Here is a 26,694-nt window from a genome sequence, read left to right on the forward strand (position 1 = left end):
CGCGCAAGCGGGCGATTCAGGGCGCCCGGAACAGCGCCAGCAGCGTGGCGAGCTGCTCATCAATGGGCGCCAGATCGCGTTTGACGATCAGATGCAGCGGCGTGGCGCGTCGGGCGCCGTGGCTGAGCGGCAATATTTTCAACAGACCCTGATCCAACCGGGAGCGGATGCGCTCTTCCGGGAGCCAGCCGAAGCCAACCTGATAGAGCACCGCATCGATAGCGGCATCAATGGTGGAAAATGTCCACGCATCGCGCCCTGTCTGCGGGTCGTCGCTGCGATCGGCGATACGCACCAGCGGCCAGGAGGCCAGCGCACTGTCGTCGAGGGGGCCGCTCAGTCTGGCAAGCGGATGGTCCCGGTGGGCAACGGCAACAAAATCAATGTTCATCAGCCATTCGCCGCGTCCGGTAATATCCTGGCGGCGGGTGAGAACCATCACGTCGGCTTCGCTGCGGGCCTCCTGCTCATCTTTCATGTTTTCGAGGACTTCGGTCAGCCTCACCTGAGTCTGCGGATGGCGTTGCTGAAACTGGCGCAGAATGGCGAACAGCCGTTCGCGAGGGAAAATACTGTCCACAACCAGGTCCAGACGGGTTCGTGCGCCGTTGTGCAGGGTCGCCGCGCGGGTTTCAACGTATGAAAATGCCTGCAGGAGCGGTTTTACCTGGCTTAGCAGCAGCTCCCCGGCCGGAGTGAGTACCGCGCGGCGGCCAGAGGGGTGCAGCAGCGCGACACCCAGTCTTTCCTGCAGCAGGGCGAGGTTATAGCTCACCGAGGACTGGCTGCGATGAGTCTCTTCTGCTGCTTTTGCGAAGCTACCCAGCTCGATGACTTTTTCCAGCAAGGCCCACTGTTCCAGCGTTGTTTTGTGCATGATTTATCGAAAAAGTGAATGAATTTCATCAAAACATAGCGTTATTCATCCATTTTTTAAAGCAGTATGCTTGTTCTCAACACATAGAGGAGAACAGATTATGAGCTCATTTGACCAACATGACCTGAGCGGTTTTATCGGCAAACATCTGGTTTATACCTACGATAACGGCTGGAATTACGAAATTTACGTGAAAAACGCCCACACCCTGGATTACCGCATTCACAGCGGTATCGTCGCGAATCGTTGGGTGAAAGATCAGCAGGCTTACATCGTTCGCGTCGGCGAAAGCATCTACAAAATTTCCTGGACCGAACCGACCGGCACTGATGTGAGTCTGATCGTAAACCTCGGCGACAAACTGTTTCACGGCACCATCTTCTTCCCGCGCTGGGTGATGAATAATCCGGAAAAAACCGTCTGCTTCCAGAACGATCATATCCCGCTGATGGTTTCTTACCGTGAAGCCGGACCGGCTTACCCGACGGAAGTGATTGACGAGTTCGCCACCATCACCTTTATACGTGATTGCGGCGCGGATAATAACAGCGTCATTAATTGCCCGGCTAATCAATTACCGGCTGACTTTCCTGCAAATTTGTCATCTACCGGAAATGATTTTGTGAGCTAAGATGTGTTTTTGAAATTCAGATTGCAGAATAAAATTCTATTTATTGTTTAACTGTTTAATGTCTGTTTACTTTACTACATCGTGCTCCTGTTTTGCCCATAAACGGGAGCCGGTTTCCCACTCTTCCCCCGCGTTGTCATTTGTAAATTCCATTTAAAAACAATTGATTATTGTCTATTCGGCAAATTATATTAATTTCTTAATATTATCCTAAGCAACCCCGTCTAAATTTAATAACGTCAAATACCCTGGAATGAAAAGTGGCATTGAAGAGATTCCATTTTCATTTTGTTTAAGTCCGCTGGCGCAGGATATTTTTTCTATCGACCCGCAACCCTGAAAGGGTCATATACAGAACAGGAAAATGATGAGCGAATTTTTGCCGTTTTCGCGCCCGTCGATGGGCGACGCAGAGCTGGCTGCGCTGCGTGAAGTTTTGCAATCGGGCTGGATTACTACCGGACCGAAAAACCAGGCGTTGGAAGAGGCATTCTGCACGCTGACCGGCAACCGTCACGCCGTGGCGGTGAGTTCGGCGACCGGTGGCATGCACGTCACGCTGATGGCGTTGGGCATTGGCCCGGGCGATGAAGTCATCACGCCATCCCAGACCTGGGTTTCCACGCTGAACATGATCTGTCTGCTGGGCGCGACACCGGTGATGATCGATGTCGATCGCGACAATCTGATGATTACCGCCGAGGCGGTTGAAGCGGCGATTACCCCCAACACCAAAGCGATTATTCCCGTGCACTACGCGGGCGCGCCTGCGGATATCGACGCGATTCGCGCCGTGGCAGAACGTCACGGTATCCCGGTGATTGAAGATGCCGCGCACGCGGCGGGAACGTATTACAAGGGCAAACATGTGGGCGGTCGCGGCTGCGCGATCTTCTCATTTCACGCCATTAAAAATATGACCTGCGCCGAAGGCGGACTGATCGTGACCGATGACGATGCGCTGGCATCGCGCATTCGTAGCCTGAAATTCCACGGTCTTGGCGTCGATGCCTATGACCGTCAGACGCATGGTCGGGCGCCGCAGGCGGAGGTGATTTCGCCGGGCTTCAAATACAATCTGGCCGATATCAACGCCGCGCTGGCGCTGGTACAGCTGGATAAACTGGCCCATGCCAACCAGCGTCGTAGCGAGATTGCCCAACGCTATCTGCGCGAGCTGGCGGATACGCCGTTTAAGCCGCTGGCGATACCGGAATGGGAACACCAGCACGCCTGGCACCTGTTTATTATTCGCGTGGATGAAGCGACCTGCGGAATCAGCCGCGATGCGTTGATGGAAAAACTGAAAGCCATGGGCATCGGCACCGGCCTGCACTTCCGTGCGGCCCACACGCAAAAATATTACCGCGAGCGTTTCCCGACGCTTTCCTTACCGAATACGGAATGGAACAGCGCGCGTATCTGTTCACTCCCTTTGTTCCCGGATATGACCGACGATGACGTCACTCGGGTCATTTCCGCGCTGCACCAGCTGTCAGGATGTTGATATGTTTACTTACCCACCCGTGAAAAAAGTCTCGGTCGTTATTCCGGTTTATAACGAACAGGAGAGCCTGCCTGAGCTGATTCGCCGTACGGATGCCGCCTGCGCGACGCTGGGCCGCCAGTATGAGATTCTGCTGGTCGACGATGGCAGCAGCGATGATTCTGCCCGCATGCTGACCGAGGCTGCTGAAGCCGAAGGCAGCCATGTGGTCGCGGTGTTGCTTAACCGCAACTATGGCCAGCACTCGGCAATTATGGCGGGATTCAGCCATGTGACCGGCGATCTGATTATTACCCTTGATGCCGACCTGCAAAACCCACCGGAAGAGATCCCGCGCCTGGTGGCGAAGGCGGACGAAGGTTACGACGTGGTCGGTACCGTTCGGCAGAACCGCCAGGACACCTTCTTCCGTAAAAGCGCGTCGAAGATGATCAACCGCCTGATTCAGCGCACCACCGGTAAAGCGATGGGGGACTACGGCTGCATGCTGCGCGCCTATCGCCGCCACATTATCGACGCGATGCTCAATTGCCATGAACGCAGTACGTTTATCCCGATTCTGGCAAATACCTTCGCGCGCCGGGCGGTCGAAATCCCGGTGATGCACGCGGAGCGTGAATTTGGCGATTCCAAATACAGCTTTATGCGCCTGATTAATCTGATGTACGACCTGGTGACCTGTTTGACCACCACGCCGCTGCGTCTGCTGAGCGTCTTTGGCAGCGTGATTGCCCTGCTGGGCTTCGCTTTCGCCTTCCTGCTGGTGTTCCTGCGACTGGTATTTGGCCCGCAATGGGCGGCGGAAGGGGTGTTCATGCTGTTTGCCGTACTGTTCATGTTCATCGGTGCCCAGTTTGTCGGCATGGGGCTGCTCGGGGAGTATATCGGACGCATCTATAACGATGTCCGCGCCCGTCCCCGCTACTTTATTCAACGTGTTGTTCGTCAGCCGGAAACGGCGTCTCAAGAGGAAGATCGTTCATGAAAGCTGTAGTCTTCGCTTATCACGATATGGGTTGTGCTGGCATTCAGTCTCTGCTGGATTCCGGGTATGAAATCGCCGCTATTTTCACCCATCCGGATAACCCTGGCGAAAACCATTTCTTTGGCTCGGTTGCGCGTATTGCTGCTGAACAAGGTATCCCGGTGTGGGCACCTGAAGATGTTAACCACCCGCTGTGGATTGAACGCATTCGCGACATGAAGCCGGACGTCCTGTTCTCTTTCTACTATCGCAACATGCTGGGCGACGATATCCTCAGCCTTGCACCAAAAGGCGGCTTTAACCTGCACGGTTCTCTGCTGCCGCAATATCGCGGCCGCGCGCCGCTGAACTGGGTGCTGGTTAACGGTGAAACGGAAACCGGCGTGACTCTGCATCGCATGGTCAGCCGTGCGGATGCCGGCGCTATCGTGGCGCAGCAGACGGTTGCTATCGGCGCGGATGATGTCGCGCTGACCCTGCATCGCAAGCTGTGCGCCGCGGCGTCAGAGCTGCTGAACCAGGCCCTGCCGGCGATTCGTGAAGATAAAATCCAGGATCGTGCGCAGGATGAAAGCCAGGCCACCTACGTTGGTCGCCGTACGCCGGAAGATGGCCGTCTCGACTGGGACAAACCTGCGCTGACGCTGCATAACCTGGTCCGCGCCGTTTCCGATCCGTGGCCGGGCGCGTTTGGCTATGTTGGTGCGAATAAATTTATCGTCTGGAAATCCCGCGTGCGCCAGGACCTGGCCGCGGCGAAGCCTGGAACGGTGATGTCGACCTCTCCGCTGGTGATCGCTTGCCAGGATGGCGCGCTGGAGATCGTAACCGGTCAAACCGAGCGCGGCGTTTACATGCAGGGTACGCAGCTGGCGCAGGCGCTGGGGCTGGTATCCGGTGCGGTACTGAGCAGCAAGCCGGTTGTGGCGATTAAACGCCGTACCCGCGTGCTGATCCTTGGCGTGAACGGTTTTATCGGTAACCACCTGACCGAGCGTCTGCTCGCCGACGACAACTATGAAATCTATGGTCTGGATATCGGGTCGGACGCGATCGGTCGTTTCCTGGGCAACCCGCGCTTCCACTTCGTTGAAGGCGATATCAGCATTCACTCCGAGTGGATCGAATACCACATTAAGAAATGCGACGTGGTACTGCCGCTGGTGGCCATCGCGACGCCAATCGAATATACCCGCAACCCGCTGCGCGTGTTCGAGCTGGACTTCGAAGAGAACCTGAAGATCATCCGCGACTGTGTGAAATACGATAAGCGCATTATCTTCCCGTCGACCTCCGAAGTGTACGGCATGTGCACCGACAAAAACTTCGACGAAGACACCTCAAACCTGGTGGTGGGCCCGATCAACAAACAGCGCTGGATTTACTCGGTATCGAAGCAGCTGCTCGACCGCGTTATCTGGGCCTATGGCGACAAGTCCGGCCTGCGCTTCACCCTGTTCCGTCCGTTTAACTGGATGGGACCGCGTCTGGATAACCTGAATGCCGCACGTATCGGCAGCTCTCGTGCGATTACTCAGCTGATCCTGAACCTGGTTGAAGGTTCGCCGATCAAGCTTATCGAAGGCGGTAAACAAAAACGCTGCTTCACCGATATTAGCGATGGTATTGAAGCGCTGTTCCGCATTATCGAGAACAAAGACGGCCGCTGCGACGGGCAGATTATCAACATCGGTAACCCGGAAAACGAAGCCAGTATTAAAGAGCTGGCGGAGATGCTGCTGGCGTGCTTCGAGCGTCATCCGCTGCGCAATAACTTCCCGCCGTTCGCCGGTTTCCGCGACGTCGAGAGCAGCGATTACTACGGTAAAGGCTATCAGGACGTGGAGCATCGTAAGCCGAGCATTCGTAACGCGAAGCGCTGTCTGAACTGGACGCCGACGGTTCCGATGGAAGAAACCGTGGAGCATACGCTCGACTTCTTCCTGCGTACGGTTGAGCTGGTGGACGACAAGACATCATGAAACAGGTCGGCTTACGCATAGATGTCGATACCTTTCGCGGTACCCGGGACGGGGTACCGCGTCTGCTGAGCCTGTTGGGCCAGCACGGGGTTCAGGCAAGCTTCTTCTTCAGCGTTGGGCCGGACAATATGGGGCGCCATTTATGGCGCCTGATAAAACCGAAGTTTCTGTGGAAGATGCTGCGCTCAAACGCCGCTTCGCTGTACGGCTGGGATATTTTGCTGGCCGGCACCGCATGGCCTGGGCGACGGATTGGCGCGGGTAATGAAGAGGTTATCCGTGCGACGGCGCAGGCGCATGAAGTGGGTCTGCATGCCTGGGATCATTACAGCTGGCAGGCATGGAGCGGCGTCTGGCCACAGGAACGGCTGGCGCTGGAGGTCGAACGCGGCCTGCTCGAGCTGGAGCGGATCATCGGCCGGTCGGTCACCTGTTCCGCCGTGGCGGGCTGGCGCGCGGATCAGCGGGTGATTAAAGCCAAAGAGTCCTTCAATTTCCTCTACAACAGCGACTGCCGGGGCTCGCGCCCCTTCCTGCCGTTGCTGGGCGACAAGGTGACAGGTACGGTGCAGATCCCCGTTACGCTGCCTACCTGGGATGAAGTGGTCGGCAGTCGCGTCGATGCCGGGGGCTTCAATCGCTATCTGCTGGATTGTATTCACCGGGATAGCGGTACGCCGGTCTACACCATTCATGCTGAAGTGGAAGGCATTGCCTTCGCGCAGCAGTTTGATGAACTGCTGACGATGGCCGCACAGGAAGAAATCCAGTTTTGCCCGCTGAGCCAACTGCTGCCCGCAGATTTTAGCGAGCTGCCGCTGGGTAAAGTGGTTCGCGGTGAATTGGCCGGCCGGGAAGGCTGGCTTGGGCGTGAACAATTATTGAGTCAGGACGTATGAAAAGCATTCGTTATAGCGTCTCTTTAGTGGTGTTATTTGCGCTGTATTATCTACTTCCGTTGAATTTCCGACTGCTCTGGCAGCCTGATGAAACGCGCTATGCGGAGATCAGCCGCGAGATGCTGGCGTCCGGTGACTGGGTGGTGCCGCATTTTCTCGGGCTGCGCTATTTTGAAAAACCAATTGCCGGATACTGGATTAACAGCATCGGGCAGTGGTTGTTTGGCCACAATAACTTTGCCGTGCGCTTTGGCTCGGTCTTCTCCATTAGCGTCACCGCGCTGCTGATTGCGTGGCTGGCATGGCGCATCTGGCAGGACAAACGGGTGGCGATTCTGTCCGCCGTGATCTTCCTGACCGCACTGCTGGTCTACGGTATTGGCACCTATGCGGTGCTGGACCCGATGATCACCCTGTGGATGGCGCTGGCGATGTGCAGTTTCTGGGGCGCCGCTCAGGCGCAGACCCGAAACGGTAAAATCATCGGCTACGCGCTGCTGGGGGCGGCCTGTGGAATGGGGGTGATGACCAAAGGCTTCCTGGCGCTGGCGGTGCCGGTTGTCGGGGTTCTGCCGTGGGTGATTGCCCAGAAGCGCTGGCGTGAAGTGTTGACCTACGGCTGGCTGGCGGTGGGGGTCTGTATCCTGACGGTGCTGCCCTGGGGCCTGGCTATCGCCAAACGCGAACCGGACTTCTGGCGCTATTTCTTCTGGGTGGAGCATATTCAACGCTTTGCCGAGAAAGATGCCCAGCACAAGGCGCCGTTCTGGTATTACATCCCGTTCCTGTTCGCCGGAAGTCTGCCGTGGCTGGCGCTGCTGCCCGGGGCGCTGAAGCGCGGCTGGAGCGAGCGCGATGATGTGCGCGGCGCGCTGTATCTGCTTGGCTGGGTGGCGATGCCGTTCCTGTTTTTCAGTATCGCCAAAGGGAAACTGCCGACCTACATTCTGCCGTGCTTCGGGCCGCTGTCGATTCTGATGGCTCGCTATGGGCTGGATGCGGCGAAGGCGGGAGCGAAGGCGCTGCGCATTAACGGCCTCATCAACCTGATCTTTGGCCTGGTGGGTCTGATTGCCGTGCTGGTGGTGTCGCCGTGGGGCGTGATGCATAAACCGGTCTGGACGCAGATTGAGCTGTATAAATGTCTGCTGGCGGCGATTGCGTTTGCCGTCTGGGCGCTGATGGGCTGGCTGGCGATGAAAGATAACGGCCGTCGCTGGACATTAGCCGCCTGCTGTCCTCTGGGGCTGGCGCTGCTGATTGGCTTTGCCATTCCTGACCGGGTGATTGATAGTAAGCAACCGCAGTTCATGGTCGATATCATTGGTGAATCGCTGGCGCCAAGCCGCTATGTGCTGAGCAACAACGTCGGCATTGCCGCCGGTCTGGCGTGGGAACTCAAGCGTAACGATATCATCATGTATGACAAGCAGGGCGAACTGAAGTACGGTTTAGACTGGCCGGATGCGAAGAATGGCTTTGTGAGCCAGAGTGAGTTTGCCAGCTGGCTGGCAGCGCATCGCCAGGAAGGACCGGTATCGCTGGTGCTGCTGATGGACAAAGGAGAAAACATGGCCGATTTACCTCTACCGAAACCTGACAACACCTACGTGTTGGAGCGGGTTGTGTTTCTCCAGTATCTGCCGCAATGAGTACCTGGATCTGCCTGGCGCTGGCGAGCCTGTTAAGCTGCGCCGGGCAGCTGTGCCAGAAGCAGGCGACGCGCCCGTCTAAATCACGGCGGCGCGGCCGCCATATTCTCGGCTGGCTGGGCCTTGCGCTGCTGGCGCTCGGCGGCGGTATGCTGCTGTGGCTGAGCGTGCTGCAATCCATTCCGGTGAGCGTGGCCTATCCCATGCTGAGCCTCAATTTTGTCTGGGTGACGTTAGCGGCCTGGGGGATCTGGCGAGAGCCGGTAGCCCGGCGGCACTGGGTCGGCGTCGGGCTGATTGTGGTCGGCATCGTGGTGCTCGGGAGTAGCGTCTGATGGGCTTAATCTGGGCGTTATTCAGCGTCGGGCTGGTCAGCGCCGCACAGCTTCTGCTGCGCGGGGCGATGGTTGAACTGCCGCCGCTGAGTGACCTGTTCGCGTTTCTCAATCATCTTTTCCATCTGCGTGCCGGAACTATCGGCCTGGGGCTGGGACTGAGCGGCTACCTGCTGTCGATGGTCTGCTGGTACTTTGCGCTGCATCAGCTGCCGCTGGCCAAAGCCTACGCGCTACTCAGTCTGAGCTATATTCTGGTCTGGGCCGCCGCTATCTGGCTGCCCGGCTGGCATGAACCTTTCCACTGGCGCTCCCTGCTGGGGGTGCTGATTATCATCGCCGGCGTGCTGACAATCTTCTGGCCGGCGAAGCGCAAAACCTGAGTCAGCGGATCCTGTCGGCCTTCAACGCAAACGGCGTTGGTGTGCAGACCGCCAGACTCAGATTGGCAAGCTGGATCTGACTGACCGGGAACGCCGCGCCGCGCGTGCTGTCGACGCTGGCAATCTGCCAGGCGCTGCCGCCGCGCTGCTTAACCATCGCTTCTTTGCGCGTCCAGATACGCCAGAAGGCGTCGAGCTGCCGCTCCGGATGCTCCGCTTCTACTTCCGCATGCTCCCCAGGACTGAAAATGGCGTTAGCCAGCCTGCGCCAGTTCGGGCGAGGGCGAATCACTTCGATATCGCAGCCGACCTCGCCTTCATCGCTGAGCAGCAGGGCGATATCATCGCCGCTGTGGCTGAGGTTAAACCAGAGTCCCGTCTCGCCGGAGAACCCCGGTTTACCGTGTTCAGCGTAAATAATCTCAGGCAGCGGCGACACCGCCTGCGCCAACAGGACCCGGCCCGCCAGCCAGCTTGCGCGACGACTGCCCTGCGGCGCCTGAGCCGCGAGCTTATGCGGCAGAGGCCGGGTGCTTAACGTCGAGATTTTTCCCAGGAAAAGTCGATACATATCAGGGCCAGCGCTGAATAATGATGGACGTATTGATCCCGCCGAAGGCGAAGTTATTACTCTGGATAAATTCGCAATCAATCCGGCGGCTCTCGCCCATAATGTAATCCAGCTCGCCGCACTGCGGGTCCGGCCGGCGCAGGTTGAGCGTAGGGGCAAACCAGCCCTCCCGCATCATTTGCAGGCTCATCCAGGCCTCCAGCGCCCCGCAGGCGCCCAGGGTATGGCCAAAATAGCTTTTTAGTGAAGAGATCGGAACGCGGTCGCCAAACACGGCGGCGCTGGCCTGGCTCTCGGCAATATCACCGCGATCGGTCGCCGTGCCGTGCGCCGAAATATAGCCAATATCCTGGGCGCTTAAACCGGCCATTCTGAGCGATTGCTCCATGCAAATTTGCATGGTTTCCCGCTGCGGCTGGGTAATATGCGCCGCGTCGCAGTTGGTGGCGAAGCCGATGATTTCACCGTAAATCGTCGCTCCCCGGGCTTTGGCATGTTCCAGCTCTTCCAGCACAAAGGTGCCGGCGCCTTCGCCAATCACCAGACCGTCACGGGCTTCATCGAACGGCGATGGTGTGGTTTTCGGCTCATCGTTGCGCTGGCTGGTCGCGAACAACGTATCGAAAATAGCCGCTTCCGACGGACACAGCTCTTCAGCGCCGCCGGCCACCATGATGGTCTGATAGCCGTGACGAATCGCCTCCCAGGCATAGCCAATCGCCTGGCTGCCGGAGGTGCAGGCGCTGGAGGTGGGAATGACCCGCCCGCGCAGGCCGAAGAACAGGCCGGTGTTCACTGCGGTTGTGTGCGGCATCATCTGGACGTAGGTCGTGCCGGTGATGTTATTGGTATGCTTTTCCGTCAGCATGGTCGCGAATTCGCTGACCGGACCGGTGCTACCGGTAGAGGAGCCGTAGGCAATACCGGTTTCGCCATTGGTGAGAACCGCCTCGCCAGTCAGTCCGGCCTGCTCCAGCGCCAGCTCGCTGGCGCGGGTGGACATCAGCGAGACGCGGCCCATGGCGCGAATGCGCTTGCGCGTATAGTGCTCCGGCAGGGTGAAATCGTCGATGGGGGCGCCGAGTAGCGTATGCAGACCATCATAGATTTGCCACTCCGGCATTGTGCGCACGGCGTTCTCGTAGGCCTGTAGCCTGGCGGATACCGCCTGCCAGCTTTCGCCGAAGGCGGTGACGCCGCCCATACCGGTAATGACGACGCGACGAGTCATAGCATACCTCCATTGATGGAAATCACCTGACGCGTCACATAGCCTGCAATATCCGACATCAAATAGCTGGCGAGTCCGGCGACTTCTTCGGCCTGACCCATGCGTTTCATCGGAACGAGCGACATCGCCTCTTTGAGGGCGGCCTCTTCCATGACGATCATCCCGGTATCAACCAGCCCTGGGGCAATGCAGTTGACGGTGATCTTGCGTTTTGCCAGCTCAATGGCCAGCGCTTTGGTCGCGCCGATAATGCCCGCTTTGGCGGCACTGTAGTTAACCTGCCCGCGGTTGCCCATGACGCCTGACACCGAAGAGAGCGTGATAATCCGTCCGCCCTGGCGGGCGCCGATCATCGGCATGATGCATGGCTGAATGACGTTATAAAAACTGTCGAGATTGGTGTGGATCACCGCATCCCAGTCGCTGTCGCTGAGCGCCGGGAAGGCGCCATCCCGGGTAATGCCGGCATTGCTCACCACACCGTACCACGGCCCATGAGTCGCGATATCCTGCTCCAGCACCTCGCGGCACTGCTCACGGTTGGTGACATCAAAACTCAATGTCCGGCCCGCTCCCCCGGCGGCGCGGATGCTCTTCAGCGTCTCCTGCGCACCCTCTGCGTCACGATGATAATGGACGCCGACAATAAAGCCATCGGCCGCCAGCTGGCAGGCGATGGCACGCCCGATACCCTTGCTGGCACCGGTCACTAATACGGAACGACTCATGGTTTCTCTCCCTGATTAAAAAGCGTCGTTAACTCTTCCTGGGTGGGCTGGAAGGTGTTGATGCGGCCCGTTGCCAGCGTGTCATTCCCGCAGCAGATCGTGCAGTCGAAGCTACCGAAACGTTCATCCTGCATTAATAAGCTGACCGCGATGGTCAGCGTTTGCCCGGCGGGCAGAACGCCGGCGGCGCACACCAGTTCTCTGGCTCCCAGCACCATACCGAGGGCGATGTTGCCCAGGTTTTTCTGATGACGATGCCAGCCGGACCAGACGCCAATGGTCTGCGCCATCAGCTCCAGCGCAAACCAGCCCGGCAGATCGCCGTTGGCATCAAGAAACGGCGTCAGTACGCCCCCGGAGGCGACGGTCACGCGGCAGGTGGCCGTTTCCTCGGACACCTCCAGCACCTCTTCGAGCAGCAGCATCGGGGCATCGTGCGGCAGATAGGCGCCGGGCGCCAGGTAATGGCTCATGAAAGTCTCCCGAGCAAAATGCTGGCGTTGTTGCCGCCAAAAGCAAATGAGTTGGACAAAATCAGCGGGCGTTCCAGAGGCTGCGACGTCGCGATGATACCGCACTCCGCCAGCGCCGGGTCGCGCGGCGAGAGGCTGAAATCCTGCGCCGGCAGTGGCAAATGACGCTGCAAAATCAGCATACCTATTGCCGCTTCGGTGATCCCGGCGGCGCCGAGAGTATGTCCGGTGAGGTGTTTGGTTGAGCTGCACGGCACGGTGTCGCCAAACAGCTGCTGCACGACCTGCGACTCCACCCGATCGTTAAGCGGCGTGGCGGTGCCGTGCAGGTTGATATAGCCCACCGCCCCGGCGGTGATGCCGGCATCGTCAAGCGCCTGGGTAATGGCGCGGATGGCGCCTTCGCCCTGCGGATGCGGGGCCGAAATATGGTGCGCATCGCTTGATTCGCCGACGCCCAGCAGCGCGATCGGCTGCGGCTCGCGCGTCAGCAGCATCAGCGCCGCCCCTTCACCGATGGTGATCCCGCAGCGGTGAAGGGCAAAGGGCTGGCATCGCGTCACCGAAAGGGACTCCAGACTATGAAAACCGTTCACCGGCATCCGGCTCAGCGTATCGGCGCCGCCGACAATAGCCACGTCGGCGAGGTCGGCTTCAATCAGCCGTCGCCCGCTGATAATGGCCCTGGCGCTGGAGGAGCAGGCGGTGGAGAGGGTGAACGCCGGGCCGTCCAGCGCCAGCCAGTGGCTCAGAAAGCGCGACGGATCGCCCAGCTCCTGCTGCGGATATTGCCAGCCGGCGCTGGTCCCGCCGTTCAGCGTGGCAGCCACGTGAATATCGCCCTCGTCGAGGCCGGAGGTGCTGGTGCCGAGCACCACCGCGACGCGGTCGCTTCCGAAGCGCGCGATGGCCTCGTCGACCTGGGGACGGATCTGGGTTAGCGCCGCCAGCAGCAGCTGGTTATTACGCGATCGGTGGGCCGCAAAATCATCGGCAATGGCAGGCAGGACGGCATCCACGCCGCCGAGTACCGCTGCGGGCTGTCCCTCTAGCCAGCCCGGACGCGGGCGCATACCGGGGGCAATGCCGCGCGTCAGATTCGCGGCGATTTCATCGCAGTTGTCACCCAGCGCATTGATCATGCCGACAGCAGAAATGTAGATCATCTCAGTCACCCAGATATTGAATGGTGATGTGGTATTTAAAGGCCCGCTGCTCAATGCCGATCGGCTCGCGCTTACCCTGCCGGTTGAGGTAGGCGATCGCCGTCACCAGCTGCCCGCGGGCGTTGCGTAGCTCGCGGCGGTCGCCGGTGTCGATCAGGGTCCAGCCCTCCGGTAGCTGCGGTTGCCAGGCGGCGACAGGCCAGTAGCTGAGCATCACATCGGCCAGCACCTGACTTGCCGGCGGCAGCTGCGGAGCGACGATAGACTGCTCGGTGTGCAGTCCCTTTTCATCATAGGTCACAAGAAACAGGCGGATCCCCATCGATGAGAGACCGGCGAGAGTGACTTTTTGCTCATCCGCGTTGAGCATCACCAGCAGCGACTGAGTCTGGCCGTGAAAACGCCCGGTAAGCAGCTGCTGGGCATTCAGCGGCGGGGTGATGCCTGGCGCCGGTAACGTCACGCGGGTTCCCGGCTCCAGCCATGCCTGCGGTCGCCCTTGCCCGGGGCTGGACGAGTGACTGCACCCGGCGAGGATGAAGGTGGCGGCCAGCGCCGCGGCGCACCAGAGTCTGTGTTTGATCATCGTCTTTTTTTCTCTTTTTTACCGGGCATCGCCAGCGGGGAGAGCAGGAAAGCGGTGAAAATACCGCTGACCAGCACAATGCCAAAACTGCTGATGGCCTGGGTGGCGCTGAAGACCAGCATGCCGAGGGTCAACAGGGTGGTCATCATGGCGAGGATGATGGCCAGCAGCGACGTCAGCGGCGTTCCGCGCGGGTTGCTGAAAAACAGGGTGTAGTTGATACCAATCCCCAGCACCAGCACCAGCGCCAGCAGTGAAAACAGGTTCACCGGGTGGCCGCTGAAGGCGAGGGCTGCCAGCCCGCAGCCTAACGACAGCACGGAGGGCACCAGGCCGATCGACCCTTTGCGCCAGCCGAGACGCAATATGGCGCCACAGGCGATGACCGCCAGCGCAACGACCAGCAGGCCCGTCAAAATATGGCGATAGAGAGTAAACAGTTCGTCAAAGGCACTTTTTCTGTCTACCCACGCGACGCCGGGCTGCTTTTCACTCAGGGCCCGTAGCGCCGCGCTTGTTTTCACACCGTCAACCGGAACCAGCACGCCGCTCTCGCCCGCTGGCAGCGTCAGCCACAGCAGGCGCCAGCCTTCGCTGGCCGGGCTGGCAAGCCAGTCATCGACCGTGACCGGCATGGCTGACAGATCCGCATCGACCGTTTTGAGCCCGGCGTTTTGCAGCGCGGCGGTGACCGCCGGTGCTGCCGCGTTGAGCAGCGCCAGATCCTGGCGTTGACGGGCCAGCGAATTGAGCGGAAGCGTGCGATAACCGCTGAGCATCCCCTGACGTTTCGCCTCGGCAAGGGCTGGTGCAAAGGCCTCCAGCCGCTCCAGCGTCTGCTGCGGCGTCGCACCGTAGACCACGAACCATTTCTGATCAACGCTCTGGCCGGTCAGGGCGACGATCGCTTTTTCTTCGGCCAGAAGATGCTGCGGCAGCGCCTGGAGCTGTGAAATATCGTCATCGACCCGCAGGGTGGCGATACCGGCCAGCGAGAAGAGCGCCAGCGTCAGCGGCAGGCCAATATACAGTTTTTTGTTGCGTCGCCATGCCGCCAGCCAGCGAAGCATGAGCCCCATCGCCGGCACCGGACGAACCGGCAGACCGCGGGACAGCAGCGGATGCCAGAAAATCACCGTCAGGCAGGAGGCGCTCAGTCCGACGGCGGCGAACACCGACATCTGGCGAATACCGGGGAAGGGGGCGAGCATCATGATGAGATAGGCCACCACGGCCGTCAGCAGCGCCAGCAGCAACGTGCGGCGGACTTTGGCAAGGCTTTGCCACGGCGTGGCATCATGCCCGTGGACCATACGTTCCGTGAGATAGTACAGCGTATAGTCGGCGGAGATACCGATAATGCTCATGCTCATCACCAGCGTCATCAGATGCAGTTCGCCAAACAGCAGCAGCGTGGCGACGGTGCCCGCCAGCCCGCCAATGCCGACGGAAATCACGCACAGCAGCAGCGGCCGAAGCGAACGGAAGGTCACGACGATAAGCAGGATCACCCCAAGCAGCGTGGCGATGCCGAGGGTGGAGATATCCTGCTTCGCCTGCTGGCTGGCGTAGTCGCTGTAAAACACCGTCCCGCGGGTGAGCACCTGTGCCTGCGGGTAGCGCGCTTTTAATTGCTCTTCCAGCTCCGCGAGGGTCGTCACGACGCGATGCGTCTGCTGCATATCGAATGAGGAACCTGCCAGCTCGCCGTGGATCAGATACCAGTCATTTCCCTGCTTATCCTGGGTTACCAGCCAGCCGTCTTTGAGCTGCAAACGCTGGCCGTTTTGCGCCATCGCCAGCTGCGAGCCGCGCATCAGCATCAGCGGATCGTTTTGCAGCTCTTTGCCGCTGACGCCGGAAAAGGCGGAGTAGAGCTGGGAGAGGACCCACTGCGCCTGCGCCGCGCCGCCGTTTTGCAGGCGAGCGCGGGTGGCATCATCGATAAGCCCGTTGCGGTGCTGCCAGAAAAAGGCTCCCCACGCCTGCTGGCTGGCGGCATCCATTGGGCCTTTCACGTCCGCGAGAGCGTGCGATTGCTGAAGGAGAGTGAGCCATTCGCCTGCCGCCTGAGGACCGGCCTGCTTGCCGGGGCTCACCAGCCAGACTATCTGCCGGTCCAGCCGCTGCATAAAGCCATCGTTCAGGGCCGGGGGAATAGCGCCAAGGGTCTGCTTCGGCAACATCGCCAGTACGCTGCTGTTGACCCGCGATTGCGGCAGCAGCGTCAGCAGAACGCCCAGCATCAGCAGGCAGACGCAGCCCCACAGCAGCGCGATGCTCCGGCGGTTACGGTGCAGCAAATCGTTGTCGTTCGTCATCGGTCAGTTGCGCGGGCGTCAGTTGATGTTGAGAGAGGACGATATCGGTACGATCGCCTTGTTTATCATTGAGTTGAATATTTTCCAGGTTGCGCTGGCCCGCCAGGTCGATGGTGGCGAAGATTTTATCCAGCGGTGTGGTTTTCGGCGTCAGGCGCAGGGTCCATCGCCCTTCGCCGGTATCGGCAAACTCGACGCGGAAGTTCTGCTCCAGCACCTGACGGTCGGCCTGAAACAGCGCGCGCAGCAAATGGTTGAACTGGAACATCTGCGGGTTGTTCTCGGCGGTGATCGTCTGCGGCGGCTGGCCGCCGATCGCCTGTACCATCCGTTTATCATCCAGCAGGAGCTGCATCGGGAACGGGGCGGTCTGATCCCACAGCAGCCCCTGGTCGCGGGCGATCAGCATCTGGCCCTGGGATCGCAGCGGCTGCGGCAGATCCTTAATGGTACGGGTTTGATCGAAGTGGGCGCGGATCACCGGCTGTTCGGTCAAGCGCTGCTGCAGATCGTCAAGCGTCAGGGCGCTGAGCAACGGGCTAATCAGCAGCGCCAGCAGGGGCCACCATCTCATGGCTTCACCCCCATGCGCTCAAACAGGATGTCCGGGCTGACGAAGCTCATCTCACGGCTTTTCTCCTCCACGGCGACCTGGATGGTATAGCCGGTGGTGGTGCGTTTTCCGCTGTCGGCGGCGAAAATTTCATAGCCGATGCGCAGCCGGTTTTCGTACTCTTCTATCCGGGCGCGCACGCGAAAACGTTGTTCAAAGGTCAGCACGTCGCGATATTTCACCCGGGTATCCACCACCGGCCACAGATAGCCGGATTCTTTCATCTGGCGGTAGCCATAGTTGAACTGATTGAGCAGCGCCTCGCGGGCAATCTCAAAGTAGCGAAAGTAGTTGCCATGCCACACCACGCCCATCATATCGACGTCGTGAAACGGTACGGTCAGCTCTACCTCGGCAGTAAAACGGGGATCGTTAAGCACCCTTTACTCCTTCTCTTTGGCATCCGGCAGCTGCCAGAAATCGAAAAAATTGAACCAGTCCAGCGGCGACTGCAGCGCGTAGTGCTCAAGGCGCTGTGCATAGCGGTCAATGGCATGCTGTAACGCCGCCTGGCGTTCTGCGCGAGGCAGCGTCAGCGGGTCGGCGAAGGGTTCGCAATGAATATGCAGTTTGCCCTGCTGGCGCAGCGCAAAAATCAGCTGCACCGGACAGCGCAGGATCGACGCCAGAATAAACGGCCCCTGCGGGAAAGGCGCGGGTTGTCCCATGAACTCACTCCAGCAGACGCGCCATTCGCCGCCGCGCTGGGGCGTCACGGCGATGCGGTCGCCGACGATAGCCACCCATTCGTTCCGCTCCAGCTTCTCTTTGAGCAGCATCGCGGTCTCCGGGCCGATATCGGTCACCGGCATCAGGTTGATCCCGGCCTGCGGCGCCATCTCCTCCATGATCTGTTTAAAGCGGCGGGCGTTATCGCTAAACACCAGTGCGTTAATGACCTGACCGCCCTGCAATTGCGCCAGCGCCCGGCAGGCCTCGACATCGCCGAGATGGGAGGCCAGCAATAGCTTGCCGCCGGGAGTCCTGTTGCTGAGCGCTTCTTCCGCTCCGGGAGCGAAAACCACATCGCGTCCGAAGCGTAATTCGCCGCGCCAGCCGGCGATTTTGTCGAGCATCGCCTCGCCAAAGCGCAGAAAATGGCGATAGCTGTTGAGGTGCGCGGGCAGCGGCTGCTGACGGGCGGTAAGCTGCACGCGCACGCGTGACAGCCAGTTTTGCGAGGCCTGACGGGCGCGGTGTGCGATCAGCCAATAGACGGCCACCACCGGGTAGAGCAGCCACGAAAACGCCCTACGCCCCAGCAGTCGCCAGACCAGCAGCATCAGACGCATTCCCCACAGCCCTTTGACCTCCTGCTGCTGCGCCCAGTGGATTGTCCGACGGCGAAACAGCAGGGAAGGGATACGCGGCAGCATGCCGAGGAACAGGCGAGTGTGCATCCACGAGATGCGACAGTTGTCCTTAAGCGCATCAAAATGAGACAGCCCGTCCGCGGGATAGGTCACGCGGGTCGCAACAAAATGGCTGTCATTACCCTGCCAGTAGAGACGCACCATAACTTCGGTATCGAAATCCATCCGTTTACCCAGCGCCACGCGCTGTGCCAGCTGTAGCGTTGGCGCAATCGGGTAGACGCGAAAGCCGCACATGCTGTCTTTCAACTGGAGCGAGAGCGTTTCTATCCACACCCAGATGTGGGTAATCCAGCGGCCATAGAGGCGTGAGCGGGGGATCGTGTTGTCGTAAACGGGACGCCCGGAGATCAGCGCGGTCGGGTGCGCTTGCGCGAGGGTCAGCAGCTGTGGAATATCCTCAATGGCGTGCTGCCCGTCGGCATCCACCTGCACGGCGTGGCTGAAACCCGCCGCGGCTGCGGCCTGCAGACCGCGGATCACCGCCGCGCCTTTGCCGGCATTTTCCGTCAGGCGAATCAGCGTCAACCCGGGATCCTGCGCCGCCAGTTGTTCCAGCACCTGGCGCGTCGGCGCGTCGCTGCCATCGTCGACCACAATGCACGGCAGATTGCAGGGCCGTAAACGGGCCAGTACCCGGGGCATCATCGCGCCGTGGTTGTAGCAAGGGATCACCACACAGGGCGCGAAGGTTACTGACATAGACGGATTTTCCCGCTGCTGGCGATATGCCGCGCTTCGCCATCGTGGCGCTGATAGTTGAAGGTGAGTATCTGGCGCGCTTCCTGCCAGTGCAGGGTGAGCGTGACGGTCGCATCCGGCAGGAGCGGCGCCTGGAATTTGACGTTCTGAATGCTGTGGAACCGCCAGCCTGGCGCCAGCAGCGTGGTGGCGTAATGCATGACCCAGTCCAGCTGGGCAACGCCGGGCAGCAGCGGCTGTACGGCAAAATGGCCGCTAAACCAGAAAAGGCCAGGATCGAGGTACAAGACAATCTCAACCTGCTGCTGATGCGCCTGATTCCCTTCAATTTCATGGGGTTTCATGAAATAACTCCTGTAATTGCGCATATACGCGCTTGTTCATGCTGTTCACCGGGATCTCGTCGATAATGCGCCAGTAGCGGGGAATGGCGACCGACTCAAGCCTTGGCCGAAGCGCTCGTCTCCACGCCTGCTCAAGGGGTTTATTGGCGGATTGCCACTTCTGACGGGTATGGCCATTGAGCACCAGCAGGACACCGATGGCCTGGCGGCCACCGCGGCTGACGGGTAAAGCCACCGCGTCCTGAATTCCCTCCAGTTCCAGCAGGCGCTGTTCAATTTCGCTGAGTGAAATCCGCTTTTCTTCAATTTTAACCACCCGTCCCCGGCGTCCGGCCAGACGAAACTGTCCGTCATCGGTGAATTGCAGTGTATCGTCGAGTAGCAGGCCATCTTGATGGGCAATCAGCGGCGAAAATACGCGAAACGCTTCGCCTTCGGGGAGAAAGCTGACCCCGGGGAAAGGCCGCCAGTCGCCTTGCTCCTGCTCGCGGCAGCGCCAGGCAAGGATGCCGGTTTCGGTACTGCCGTAAATCTCATCCGGCCTGCATTTAAGCCAGTCGTTCGCCCCGGTCACCTGCTCCCAGGACAGTACTCCGCCGGCAGAGAACAAGATCGCCACCGGCGGCGGATTCAGTCTGGGGTCAAGGCGCTTCAAAAAGGCCGGACTGCTGATAAACGCATAGCGATGCCGGGGATCCAGCGCGCTGAGTTGCTCGGCATAATTCAGCATTGCCGCGTCTAGCGGCAGGCCGAGCGCCATGGGCAGGAAAATGCGAAAGGTCAGGCCGTAAAGATGCTGGGGTGCTACCGACGCGACAATACGACAGCCGGCCAGCCGGTCGGCAAAGTGCGTGGCCAGCAGTTCAGCCTCGCGGTCGAGAACGGCCAGCGATTTGATAATTCGCTTCGGTTGCCCCGTCGAACCTGAGGTGAACAGCTCAATGGCGGCGTCATCAGCCAGCGGGTGAAAGGTGACCGTCTGCGTGGGAGAGCGTCGGGAACGGCTGATGACCCATGTCGGGCCGCTCCAGCCAAGGGGCTTTTCACTGAGCACGCCATCGAACAGCGCGCGTTGCTCTTCCAGCTGAGAGAGGCGGCTGTGCCCCGGGATCACCGGCGTTTTGTGGGCATGCAGCGTGGCCAGCAGCGCGACCAGAAACAGATAGCTGTCGTCAAAACAGAGCGCCCAGCGTTGACCCTGGTGCTGCTGCAGCCGCTCCACGCAGCGCGCAACGTCATTGCGCAGATGGCCCAATGTCCAGAACTGGTCTCCTCGCCAGGCCACGAGGGTGTCGGCCGAACGCGGGGCACTCAGCCAGCGGACCACAGAAAGAGGCGGCATCATAAGGATTCTCGCTTCATCACCCGACGGCGTACCAGCCACTCTCCGGCCATCAGGGCGCCGATCAGCAGATAGGCGATCATGCCGTTCCACGCGGTCCAGAGCGCCATATCACCGTACAGCGCCGTCAAGAGGGCGATACTGCCATTGACGATAAAAAACAGGCACCAGATCTGCGTGACCCGACGGGTATAGCGCACGGCGGCGGCGGGGAGGTGAGGCTCTCGTATGCGGGCCAGGCGTTCCACCAGCGGCATGGTTGTCCACAGCGAACCGCCGAACGCAGCCAGCATCACGGCGTTGACCACCAGCGGGTAAAACAGCAGCAGCTGGTGCGTTTTCAGCAGTGTGCTGGCCACGCAGAGGGCGATCCCCGCCAGCGCGACCACCTGGGTGACGATGCGCAGCGGACCCGCCTGGCGCCGGGTCTGGCGCAGGCGTAAATAGAGCAGCAGCACCATTAAAGGGAGCAGCCAGCGCAGGCTGTTATGCGCGAGGCCCAGCCAGATGACGCCAGGCCAGGCCAGCAGGAGCAGGCTTGTCAGCAGCAGAATACCCTTGCGTGGAAGTGCCCCCGACATGCGGATCAGGCTTCCCGGGACAGGCGTTCGAGGGCATCAACCACATCCTGCACGGTACGCACGGCTTTAAATTCTTCTGCTTTGATTTTCTTGCTGGTTTTCTTCTGCAGGTGGACGATCATATCGACCGCGTCGATGCTATCCAGCTCCAGGTCTTCGTACAGCCGCGCTTCCGGTTTGATGTCTTCAGGATCGATCTCGAACAGCTTAACCAGCAGTGCCGAGACGTCGGCATAAATATCATGTGATTCAGTCATGGGGCGAGCCTCAGGTACGTTGAGCGTCGATAAACGCGGCCAGGGTGGCAACGGAGAAGAAATGCTGGCGCATCTCGTCGCTTTCGGCGGAGAGCACCACGCCGTAGCGGTTTTTTACCGCCAGCCCCAGTTCCAGGGCGTCGATGGAATCCAGACCCAGGCCATCGCCAAAGAGTGCCGCATCGGTGTCAATGTCGTCAGCCGACAGTTCTTCCAGATTCAACGTAGTAATTATGAGATTTTTAATTTCAAGATAGAGCGCTTGCATCATTAATTCCTGAAGTAGGCGTAGTACCTGATTGTAATTGAAGCAAAAGATGCCGATTTAGCTGCCGTGCCGCCAGCGATGGCGTCTGTGAGCTGGCATCGAAAAACTGGTTGATACGTATCCGCTCCCGCACCTCAATCGTAAACAGAGGTTTGGTGGGCGGCGCATCGTACCACTTGCACTGCTTGCCAAGCATGTGCTCGCTGCAGCGGATTGTCACGACCCGTAAATCGCTGGCGCAGCGCACGGCAATATTGGCCGCGCCGCGCTGTAACGTCATCTGTTCACCGGGGCGCGTCCGCGTGCCTTCGGGGAAAATCAAAATGGTATCCCCCTGCTGAAGGCGGCTCAGACTGGCGGGCAGCAGCGAATCCGCCTGGTCATTAAGCAGATAATCCGCTGCGCGAATCACGCCGCTGACGAACGGGTTCTTCAGCAGGCTGCTTTTTACCATGCAGTCGGTTTCCGGCATGATCGAAGCCAGCATCACGTAGTCGATCAGGCTGGGATGGTTGGCCACCACCAGACAGCCTCGCTCCTGGCGTAGAATATCACCGCCTTCAATGCGGTAATCCAGCACGCCGACGGCTCTGACCACCGCCAAAAAGAGGCGGAAACTGGCGGCAATGCTGCGCCGCGCCAGGCGACGGCGACGGGGTTTGTTCCTGATAACGATCAGCAGCAGGTTGAACCAGATGAGGGACAGCAGCAGTCCACCAAGACCGAACAAGGCGAAACAGACGCCGGTCATGGCTCCCCGCCAGACCCGGTTCAGACGTGCCAGGATAGGGTTCATGCGCGGCTCCATTGCCACTGCACGCGCTCGCCGGGCAGGGTAAAGGTGGGGCTGTCCTGCAAATAGTGTTGTAAAAATAACAGGCTTTGCGGTAGCGCGGTCTCTGCGGACGTTTCGCCGCGACGGGTGACACAGCGCAGCGCCGTCCCGGCTTCAATCACCAGCGCCAGCGCATAGGGCCAGGTCGGCATTTCTGGCGATAGCTGCGGATGATAAAACTCGGGCAGGTAGCCGTCGAAATCCACCATTAATACCCGCTGATAGCCTGCCTGCAGCAGGCACATGACTTCGCATAGCCCTTGCTGGAAGGTATCCCGCCCGGCCGACAGAGAGGAGGAAACGATCGGCCGCTGTGCGGCAATCGTCAGATTGCCCACCGCCGAATTATGGACGGAGAGGGCAAAGTCGGTCGGGGAGATGGCCTGCTGCTGCGCCAGGGCGTGGAGAATACGATAATTGCGTTCAAGTTCGCCGTGGCGACTGGTGTACAGTATGGCGTCGATTTGATGACGGCGCAGCATTGCCAGCCCGCACTCAACGGCGAGTTTACTGCCGGAGCTAAGACGTCTGGCGGTCATCATCGGTAATTCGGTTAATTTTGCCTGCGGGGCTGAGGGATCGAAGGCGTGCGGATGCCGTGACCATTGCTGCCACTGTGTCGCTTCGCTCATTCCCGGGGCTCTGCCCTGCCAGTCAACTATGTTTAGTGCAAATTTCATCAACGCGTATCCGCGATAAATCGGTGATCTTAGTGCCATTTTTAACGGCACTTTTTATTTTTGTTGTGGCACGCGTATACAGTATGGCTAACGCCTGGACCAACGATGTATTACCGGCCTGGATTGTTTACCGTTCCGCTTTTGGCCGACCGGATATCCGGCCTCAGAATGAGACTGAGGGCATATCGGCAAGCGTATTCACCGTATGGCAATTTATGCGGCGAAGTCAGGGCGTATTTTCGATATTTTCACATGCCAGCGCAATTTATTATGGTAACTATTCGCGCCTGAGAGAGATATTCTGTTATTCCATCAACAGGTCTGTGACCTGACTCTGACATTTCCGCCACATATTCTACCGGGTGGCAAACGAATACATAGGATAATGCCGAAACCGGTCTCGCATCAGAATAGTCTCTGATCCTGTTCCTCTTCAGGAGTCAGCATTTGCGCGCTGACTCCTGAATCAATGATGGGCTGAGATGACGTGGACAATCACAGGCTCGAACCAGCGGCTAAATTTACCTGAATATCTTTATCCAGATTGTGGACCCAGCGGTTATAGTTTTTATGGATTTTCCCACCGGAGGCCATCATATTGCTGCTGCTGACGTAGTGAATAGAATAACCGCTGGCGGAGTAATTAATACGGACCTCAACGACATGGTCGCGAGCCTGCTGACGCGCGGCGATCGCGCCAGGCGCGGTTTGCGACATGATCCACTGGCGCTGCACGCCGGCCCGCAGAATGGCCTGTTTCACCTGATCCTCAGTATGACCGGCGCTCACGGCGGTCTGGATTTGCTCCACCGGCGCGGTGCGCGCACAGCCGGCCAACGCGCCTGCAACCGCAATAGCGGCGAACCACTGCACATACTTTTTCATGAACACTCCCTGTCAAATTACCGGTAATACAATGAAATGGCTGACGTTAAAAATGAATGTCAGTCGCCATATCGTTCCGGATAAATATCCGGTATGGATTTCCGTGTTGTCTTAAGATGAGACGGTTTTCATCATAAAGGATAGCGAGCGAGGCCACCAGCAGTTATGAGTGATAATGAATGGTTTGATGAGGTTGAATTTTAACGACATGGCGGGAATTCCCGAAGCTTATACCCTTGACATTATTATTCGCCAGACCGTTAATTCGCGGGGGATATTCAGGTAGATCGCTGACGGTATTTAAATAAATATGTCGTAGATTGCCAGTGGCATGTGTGTTGGCGACGTCCGTTCACTCCGCTGACCGGGTTATCGGTGTTCCCGGGCGAGTCTTGCTCCTCACCCGACGCCGCCTTCGGCTATTCACATTTGCTCCTGACGAATGGGGCTCTCTTGCCGGCCTGTTCCGGCTAGCGACAAAAACATTCATCCCGTGGCGGAGCGAAAATGACCGTCAGTTATCCTCTGGCAGCACTTGCTGGCAGACGCTGTACTCGATGCTGAGATTGACCGTGCGGCCCGTCGAGCGCGAATTTCTGCGCCGCGGGCTGCTTTTGAGCAGACGACGTGGTAATAGTGAAACATTGTTGTAAAAGTCAGGTGGACCCAATGCCCGAACCCGTTGACGAACCGGCGCTCAATGGAGTGCGCCTTAATCTGCGGGTTGTCTCCGTGGTGATGTTTAATTTTGCCAGCTACCTGACAATTGGCCTGCCGTTGGCCGTTCTGCCGGGCTATGTCCATGATGTAATGGGATTTAGCGCGTTCTGGGCCGGCCTGGTCATTAGCCTGCAATATTTTGCCACTCTCCTCAGCCGCCCTCATGCCGGACGCTACGCCGATCTCCTTGGGCCGAAAAAGATCGTGATCTTCGGGCTGTGCGGCTGTTTTCTCAGCGGTTTGAGCTATCTGCTGGCGGCCGTCGGCAGCGGCTGGCCGATCCTTAGCCTGGCTCTGCTGTGCCTCGGCCGGGTGATTCTCGGTATCGGGCAAAGCTTTGCCGGTACTGGTTCAACGCTATGGGGAGTGGGGGTGGTGGGCTCGCTGCATATCGGGCGGGTGATTTCGTGGAACGGAATCGTGACTTACGGGGCGATGGCGATGGGGGCGCCGCTCGGCGTGCTCTGTTACTCCCTTGTCGGGCTGCCGGGGCTGGCGTGGGCGATTATGGCCGTGGCGCTGGTCGCTATTCTGTGCGCGCTGCCGAGGGCGGCGGTCAGAGCGACGAAGGGCAAAGCGATGACGTTTCGCGCCGTGCTGGGCCGGGTCTGGCCGTATGGGATGGCGCTGGCATTGGCTTCCGCCGGGTTTGGCACGATCGCGACGTTTATTACCCTGTTTTACGACGCCAAAGGCTGGGACGGCGCGGCGTTTGCGCTGACGCTATTTAGCTGCGCGTTTGTTGGCACGCGTCTGCTGTTCCCCAATGGCATTAATCGTCTGGGGGGACTGAACGTCGCGATGCTGTGCTTTAGCGTTGAGATTGTCGGACTTCTGCTGGTGGGGTTGGCTGAGACTTCATCGATCGCCAAAGTCGGGACCTTCTTTGCTGGCGCCGGTTTTTCACTGGTCTTCCCTGCGCTGGGGGTGGTGGCGGTGAAGGCGGTGCCGCAGCAGAATCAGGGCTCGGCGCTGGCGACCTATACGGTATTTATGGATCTGTCTTTAGGCATTACCGGGCCGCTGGCCGGGCTGCTGATGGCATGGGCCGGGATTTCCACCATTTATCTGGCGGCGGCGGGGCTGGTGGCGGTGGCGCTGTTGCTGAGCTGGCGGTTAAAAAAACGGCCCCCGGCGGTGTCACCGGAGGCCGCTACGTCAGGCCAGTAGTTACTGGATGACGAGGGTATTGATGATGTTTTCAGCTGCGCTTTGCGCCTGCTGCTGATTGTCTGCCGGCAGCGTGATCTGCAGGGTCAGCAGCTTATCGTCAACCTTGCCGAGAATGACGGAAGACCAGGCGGTCTGGCCTTTGGCGGAGATGATGCTGTCCAGCTGCTGCAGCGTGTGGCCTTTGATATCAATCGATTTATTGGTGACAACCTGCAGCTGTGGATCGCGGCTGCGCTGCTGATCTTCCAGGCGTTGAGCCAGCACGCTCAATTCTTCATTGGTGCTGTCACCAACAATCACGATCACCGCTTTCTGTCCGGTGGCGTCAGAATAGACGTGCATGTTATTGGCCTGGGTACCCAGCTTGCCGCTCTGATCGGTCATTCCTGCTGGCAGGGAAAAACTCAGCTTGCCATCCAGCAGGCTGATATTTTGTCCGCTGGCGTTGCTTTCCGCAGCAGCCCCGGCAGTCGGCGTTTTTGTGTCGCTGTTATCACAGGCCGCAAGCCCCATAACCAGCAGGCCAATACCGACATATTTAACCAAATTGCGCATTGACATCTTCCTTTCGATAAACGGCCATTAACGGCTCAT

29 protein-coding genes are annotated in these 26,694 nt (G+C 59.2%); 9 read left to right on the top strand and 20 right to left on the bottom strand.

The window, feature by feature from the left end; translation table 11 throughout:
* Positions 1 to 16 precede the first annotated feature (16 nt).
* On the bottom strand, positions 17 to 877 hold the full coding sequence (locus tag ROR01S_RS17050; protein ID WP_004868649.1) for a LysR family transcriptional regulator: 861 nt from the start codon (positions 875 to 877) through the stop codon (positions 17 to 19).
* A 97-nt stretch (positions 878 to 974) separates the two neighbouring features.
* On the opposite strand from ROR01S_RS17050, the gene ROR01S_RS17055 reads away from it, so the two are divergent.
* The 8 genes from ROR01S_RS17055 to arnF all read left to right on the top strand — a co-directional run bounded on the left by ROR01S_RS17055 (position 975) and on the right by arnF (position 9,251).
* Positions 975 to 1,508, top strand: coding sequence for a phenolic acid decarboxylase (locus ROR01S_RS17055; protein ID WP_162268842.1), 534 nt, complete (start codon positions 975 to 977; stop codon positions 1,506 to 1,508).
* A gap of 367 nt (positions 1,509 to 1,875) precedes the next feature.
* Positions 1,876 to 3,015, top strand: coding sequence for a UDP-4-amino-4-deoxy-L-arabinose aminotransferase (gene arnB / locus ROR01S_RS17060; RefSeq protein ID WP_004868647.1), 1,140 nt, complete (start codon positions 1,876 to 1,878; stop codon positions 3,013 to 3,015).
* A 1-nt stretch (position 3,016) separates the two neighbouring features.
* Positions 3,017 to 4,000 (top strand): undecaprenyl-phosphate 4-deoxy-4-formamido-L-arabinose transferase, encoded by a 984-nt coding sequence (arnC, locus tag ROR01S_RS17065; protein WP_004868646.1) that lies wholly within the window; start codon positions 3,017 to 3,019, stop codon positions 3,998 to 4,000.
* Positions 3,997 to 5,982 (top strand): bifunctional UDP-4-amino-4-deoxy-L-arabinose formyltransferase/UDP-glucuronic acid oxidase ArnA, encoded by a 1,986-nt coding sequence (gene arnA / locus ROR01S_RS17070; RefSeq protein ID WP_015585575.1) that lies wholly within the window; start codon positions 3,997 to 3,999, stop codon positions 5,980 to 5,982. Before arnC ends, arnA begins: the two co-directional genes overlap by 4 nt.
* On the top strand, positions 5,979 to 6,881 hold the full coding sequence (gene arnD, locus ROR01S_RS17075) for a 4-deoxy-4-formamido-L-arabinose-phosphoundecaprenol deformylase (RefSeq protein WP_004868644.1): 903 nt from the start codon (positions 5,979 to 5,981) through the stop codon (positions 6,879 to 6,881). The genes arnA and arnD overlap by 4 nt, the downstream gene beginning before the upstream one ends.
* Complete coding sequence (gene arnT, locus ROR01S_RS17080) at positions 6,878 to 8,533, top strand: lipid IV(A) 4-amino-4-deoxy-L-arabinosyltransferase (protein ID WP_032718353.1); 1,656 nt, start codon at positions 6,878 to 6,880, stop codon at positions 8,531 to 8,533. Before arnD ends, arnT begins: the two co-directional genes overlap by 4 nt.
* Complete coding sequence (gene arnE / locus ROR01S_RS17085) at positions 8,530 to 8,868, top strand: 4-amino-4-deoxy-L-arabinose-phosphoundecaprenol flippase subunit ArnE (protein WP_004868642.1); 339 nt, start codon at positions 8,530 to 8,532, stop codon at positions 8,866 to 8,868. Before arnT ends, arnE begins: the two co-directional genes overlap by 4 nt.
* Positions 8,868 to 9,251: a 4-amino-4-deoxy-L-arabinose-phosphoundecaprenol flippase subunit ArnF gene (gene arnF, locus ROR01S_RS17090; RefSeq protein WP_004868628.1), complete on the top strand. Its 384-nt coding sequence runs from the start codon at positions 8,868 to 8,870 to the stop codon at positions 9,249 to 9,251. The genes arnE and arnF overlap by 1 nt, the downstream gene beginning before the upstream one ends.
* A gap of 1 nt (position 9,252) precedes the next feature.
* Here arnF and acpT read toward each other — a convergent pair whose 3' ends face one another.
* From acpT to ROR01S_RS17180, 18 genes are all read right to left on the bottom strand, one after another.
* Positions 9,253 to 9,822 carry a 4'-phosphopantetheinyl transferase AcpT gene (gene acpT, locus ROR01S_RS17095; protein WP_048022859.1) on the bottom strand — a complete coding sequence of 190 codons (570 nt, stop codon included), beginning with the start codon at positions 9,820 to 9,822 and terminating at the stop codon, positions 9,253 to 9,255.
* 1 nt (position 9,823) lies between these two features.
* Positions 9,824 to 11,053 (bottom strand): beta-ketoacyl-ACP synthase, encoded by a 1,230-nt coding sequence (locus tag ROR01S_RS17100; protein ID WP_015585577.1) that lies wholly within the window; start codon positions 11,051 to 11,053, stop codon positions 9,824 to 9,826.
* Complete coding sequence (locus ROR01S_RS17105) at positions 11,050 to 11,781, bottom strand: 3-ketoacyl-ACP reductase FabG2 (RefSeq protein ID WP_064359713.1); 732 nt, start codon at positions 11,779 to 11,781, stop codon at positions 11,050 to 11,052. Before ROR01S_RS17105 ends, ROR01S_RS17100 begins: the two co-directional genes overlap by 4 nt.
* The gene (locus ROR01S_RS17110; protein WP_048022864.1) at positions 11,778 to 12,254 is read right to left on the bottom strand and encodes a hotdog family protein; all 477 of its coding nucleotides are present in this window, start codon (positions 12,252 to 12,254) and stop codon (positions 11,778 to 11,780) included. The genes ROR01S_RS17105 and ROR01S_RS17110 overlap by 4 nt, the downstream gene beginning before the upstream one ends.
* Positions 12,251 to 13,420: a beta-ketoacyl-[acyl-carrier-protein] synthase family protein gene (locus ROR01S_RS17115; RefSeq protein ID WP_064359714.1), complete on the bottom strand. Its 1,170-nt coding sequence runs from the start codon at positions 13,418 to 13,420 to the stop codon at positions 12,251 to 12,253. Before ROR01S_RS17115 ends, ROR01S_RS17110 begins: the two co-directional genes overlap by 4 nt.
* A gap of 1 nt (position 13,421) precedes the next feature.
* Positions 13,422 to 14,006, bottom strand: a complete 585-nt coding sequence (locus ROR01S_RS17120; protein WP_064359715.1) for a DUF3261 domain-containing protein — start codon at positions 14,004 to 14,006, stop codon at positions 13,422 to 13,424.
* Positions 14,003 to 16,327, bottom strand: a complete 2,325-nt coding sequence (locus ROR01S_RS17125) for an MMPL family transporter (protein ID WP_032718350.1) — start codon at positions 16,325 to 16,327, stop codon at positions 14,003 to 14,005. The genes ROR01S_RS17120 and ROR01S_RS17125 overlap by 4 nt, the downstream gene beginning before the upstream one ends.
* Positions 16,296 to 16,901 carry an outer membrane lipoprotein carrier protein LolA gene (locus ROR01S_RS17130; RefSeq protein WP_004868611.1) on the bottom strand — a complete coding sequence of 202 codons (606 nt, stop codon included), beginning with the start codon at positions 16,899 to 16,901 and terminating at the stop codon, positions 16,296 to 16,298. The genes ROR01S_RS17125 and ROR01S_RS17130 overlap by 32 nt, the downstream gene beginning before the upstream one ends.
* Positions 16,898 to 17,320 carry an acyl-CoA thioesterase gene (locus tag ROR01S_RS17135; protein ID WP_004868610.1) on the bottom strand — a complete coding sequence of 141 codons (423 nt, stop codon included), beginning with the start codon at positions 17,318 to 17,320 and terminating at the stop codon, positions 16,898 to 16,900. Before ROR01S_RS17135 ends, ROR01S_RS17130 begins: the two co-directional genes overlap by 4 nt.
* Positions 17,321 to 17,323: 3 nt before the next feature.
* Entirely contained in the window at positions 17,324 to 19,015 is a 1,692-nt protein-coding gene (locus ROR01S_RS17140; RefSeq protein WP_015585583.1) for a glycosyltransferase family 2 protein, read from the bottom strand.
* The gene (locus ROR01S_RS17145) at positions 19,006 to 19,359 is read right to left on the bottom strand and encodes an ApeI family dehydratase (RefSeq protein ID WP_004868605.1); all 354 of its coding nucleotides are present in this window, start codon (positions 19,357 to 19,359) and stop codon (positions 19,006 to 19,008) included. The genes ROR01S_RS17140 and ROR01S_RS17145 overlap by 10 nt, the downstream gene beginning before the upstream one ends.
* Positions 19,346 to 20,704: an AMP-binding protein gene (locus ROR01S_RS17150; protein WP_064356607.1), complete on the bottom strand. Its 1,359-nt coding sequence runs from the start codon at positions 20,702 to 20,704 to the stop codon at positions 19,346 to 19,348. Before ROR01S_RS17150 ends, ROR01S_RS17145 begins: the two co-directional genes overlap by 14 nt.
* Positions 20,701 to 21,282, bottom strand: a complete 582-nt coding sequence (locus ROR01S_RS17155) for a COG4648 family protein (RefSeq protein ID WP_064359716.1) — start codon at positions 21,280 to 21,282, stop codon at positions 20,701 to 20,703. The genes ROR01S_RS17150 and ROR01S_RS17155 overlap by 4 nt, the downstream gene beginning before the upstream one ends.
* 5 nt (positions 21,283 to 21,287) lie before the next feature.
* Complete coding sequence (locus tag ROR01S_RS17160; protein ID WP_004868599.1) at positions 21,288 to 21,539, bottom strand: acyl carrier protein; 252 nt, start codon at positions 21,537 to 21,539, stop codon at positions 21,288 to 21,290.
* Positions 21,540 to 21,549: 10 nt separating this feature from the next.
* A complete protein-coding gene (locus ROR01S_RS17165) occupies positions 21,550 to 21,807 on the bottom strand; it encodes a phosphopantetheine-binding protein (RefSeq protein WP_004868598.1) in 258 nt (85 codons plus the stop codon).
* Positions 21,788 to 22,603 carry a lysophospholipid acyltransferase family protein gene (locus ROR01S_RS17170; protein ID WP_004868595.1) on the bottom strand — a complete coding sequence of 272 codons (816 nt, stop codon included), beginning with the start codon at positions 22,601 to 22,603 and terminating at the stop codon, positions 21,788 to 21,790. Before ROR01S_RS17170 ends, ROR01S_RS17165 begins: the two co-directional genes overlap by 20 nt.
* On the bottom strand, positions 22,600 to 23,322 hold the full coding sequence (locus ROR01S_RS17175; RefSeq protein WP_064359717.1) for a beta-ketoacyl synthase chain length factor: 723 nt from the start codon (positions 23,320 to 23,322) through the stop codon (positions 22,600 to 22,602). The genes ROR01S_RS17170 and ROR01S_RS17175 overlap by 4 nt, the downstream gene beginning before the upstream one ends.
* Before the next feature lie 495 nt (positions 23,323 to 23,817).
* On the bottom strand, positions 23,818 to 24,207 hold the full coding sequence (locus ROR01S_RS17180; RefSeq protein WP_004868592.1) for a hypothetical protein: 390 nt from the start codon (positions 24,205 to 24,207) through the stop codon (positions 23,818 to 23,820).
* A gap of 669 nt (positions 24,208 to 24,876) precedes the next feature.
* Here ROR01S_RS17180 and ROR01S_RS17185 point away from each other — a divergent pair.
* Positions 24,877 to 26,097, top strand: coding sequence for an MFS transporter (locus tag ROR01S_RS17185; protein WP_064359718.1), 1,221 nt, complete (start codon positions 24,877 to 24,879; stop codon positions 26,095 to 26,097).
* Here ROR01S_RS17185 and ROR01S_RS17190 read toward each other — a convergent pair whose 3' ends face one another.
* Positions 26,098 to 26,655: a DcrB family lipoprotein gene (locus ROR01S_RS17190; RefSeq protein WP_004868586.1), complete on the bottom strand. Its 558-nt coding sequence runs from the start codon at positions 26,653 to 26,655 to the stop codon at positions 26,098 to 26,100.
* Positions 26,656 to 26,694: the final 39 nt, after the last annotated feature.

This window comes from Klebsiella ornithinolytica NBRC 105727 = ATCC 31898, assembly GCF_001598295.1.
Classification (GTDB): Bacteria; Pseudomonadota; Gammaproteobacteria; order Enterobacterales; family Enterobacteriaceae; genus Klebsiella; species Klebsiella ornithinolytica.

What these genes read in the sequence shown, in the direction of transcription:
- ROR01S_RS17050 (WP_004868649.1), bottom strand. Translation starts at nt 877, where the DNA reads ATGCACAAAACAACGCTGGAACAGTGGGCCTTGCTGGAAAAAGTCATC.
- arnB (WP_004868647.1), top strand. Translation starts at nt 1,876, where the DNA reads ATGAGCGAATTTTTGCCGTTTTCGCGCCCGTCGATGGGCGACGCAGAG.
- arnC (WP_004868646.1), top strand. Translation starts at nt 3,017, where the DNA reads ATGTTTACTTACCCACCCGTGAAAAAAGTCTCGGTCGTTATTCCGGTT.
- arnA (WP_015585575.1), top strand. Translation starts at nt 3,997, where the DNA reads ATGAAAGCTGTAGTCTTCGCTTATCACGATATGGGTTGTGCTGGCATT.
- arnD (WP_004868644.1), top strand. Translation starts at nt 5,979, where the DNA reads ATGAAACAGGTCGGCTTACGCATAGATGTCGATACCTTTCGCGGTACC.
- arnT (WP_032718353.1), top strand. Translation starts at nt 6,878, where the DNA reads ATGAAAAGCATTCGTTATAGCGTCTCTTTAGTGGTGTTATTTGCGCTG.
- arnE (WP_004868642.1), top strand. Translation starts at nt 8,530, where the DNA reads ATGAGTACCTGGATCTGCCTGGCGCTGGCGAGCCTGTTAAGCTGCGCC.
- arnF (WP_004868628.1), top strand. Translation starts at nt 8,868, where the DNA reads ATGGGCTTAATCTGGGCGTTATTCAGCGTCGGGCTGGTCAGCGCCGCA.
- acpT (WP_048022859.1), bottom strand. Translation starts at nt 9,822, where the DNA reads ATGTATCGACTTTTCCTGGGAAAAATCTCGACGTTAAGCACCCGGCCT.
- ROR01S_RS17100 (WP_015585577.1), bottom strand. Translation starts at nt 11,053, where the DNA reads ATGACTCGTCGCGTCGTCATTACCGGTATGGGCGGCGTCACCGCCTTC.
- ROR01S_RS17105 (WP_064359713.1), bottom strand. Translation starts at nt 11,781, where the DNA reads ATGAGTCGTTCCGTATTAGTGACCGGTGCCAGCAAGGGTATCGGGCGT.
- ROR01S_RS17110 (WP_048022864.1), bottom strand. Translation starts at nt 12,254, where the DNA reads ATGAGCCATTACCTGGCGCCCGGCGCCTATCTGCCGCACGATGCCCCG.
- ROR01S_RS17115 (WP_064359714.1), bottom strand. Translation starts at nt 13,420, where the DNA reads ATGATCTACATTTCTGCTGTCGGCATGATCAATGCGCTGGGTGACAAC.
- ROR01S_RS17120 (WP_064359715.1), bottom strand. Translation starts at nt 14,006, where the DNA reads ATGATCAAACACAGACTCTGGTGCGCCGCGGCGCTGGCCGCCACCTTC.
- ROR01S_RS17125 (WP_032718350.1), bottom strand. Translation starts at nt 16,327, where the DNA reads ATGACGAACGACAACGATTTGCTGCACCGTAACCGCCGGAGCATCGCG.
- ROR01S_RS17130 (WP_004868611.1), bottom strand. Translation starts at nt 16,901, where the DNA reads ATGAGATGGTGGCCCCTGCTGGCGCTGCTGATTAGCCCGTTGCTCAGC.
- ROR01S_RS17140 (WP_015585583.1), bottom strand. Translation starts at nt 19,015, where the DNA reads ATGTCAGTAACCTTCGCGCCCTGTGTGGTGATCCCTTGCTACAACCAC.
- ROR01S_RS17145 (WP_004868605.1), bottom strand. Translation starts at nt 19,359, where the DNA reads ATGAAACCCCATGAAATTGAAGGGAATCAGGCGCATCAGCAGCAGGTT.
- ROR01S_RS17150 (WP_064356607.1), bottom strand. Translation starts at nt 20,704, where the DNA reads ATGATGCCGCCTCTTTCTGTGGTCCGCTGGCTGAGTGCCCCGCGTTCG.
- ROR01S_RS17155 (WP_064359716.1), bottom strand. Translation starts at nt 21,282, where the DNA reads ATGTCGGGGGCACTTCCACGCAAGGGTATTCTGCTGCTGACAAGCCTG.
- ROR01S_RS17160 (WP_004868599.1), bottom strand. Translation starts at nt 21,539, where the DNA reads ATGACTGAATCACATGATATTTATGCCGACGTCTCGGCACTGCTGGTT.
- ROR01S_RS17165 (WP_004868598.1), bottom strand. Translation starts at nt 21,807, where the DNA reads ATGCAAGCGCTCTATCTTGAAATTAAAAATCTCATAATTACTACGTTG.
- ROR01S_RS17170 (WP_004868595.1), bottom strand. Translation starts at nt 22,603, where the DNA reads ATGAACCCTATCCTGGCACGTCTGAACCGGGTCTGGCGGGGAGCCATG.
- ROR01S_RS17175 (WP_064359717.1), bottom strand. Translation starts at nt 23,322, where the DNA reads ATGAAATTTGCACTAAACATAGTTGACTGGCAGGGCAGAGCCCCGGGA.
- ROR01S_RS17180 (WP_004868592.1), bottom strand. Translation starts at nt 24,207, where the DNA reads ATGAAAAAGTATGTGCAGTGGTTCGCCGCTATTGCGGTTGCAGGCGCG.
- ROR01S_RS17185 (WP_064359718.1), top strand. Translation starts at nt 24,877, where the DNA reads ATGCCCGAACCCGTTGACGAACCGGCGCTCAATGGAGTGCGCCTTAAT.
- ROR01S_RS17190 (WP_004868586.1), bottom strand. Translation starts at nt 26,655, where the DNA reads ATGCGCAATTTGGTTAAATATGTCGGTATTGGCCTGCTGGTTATGGGG.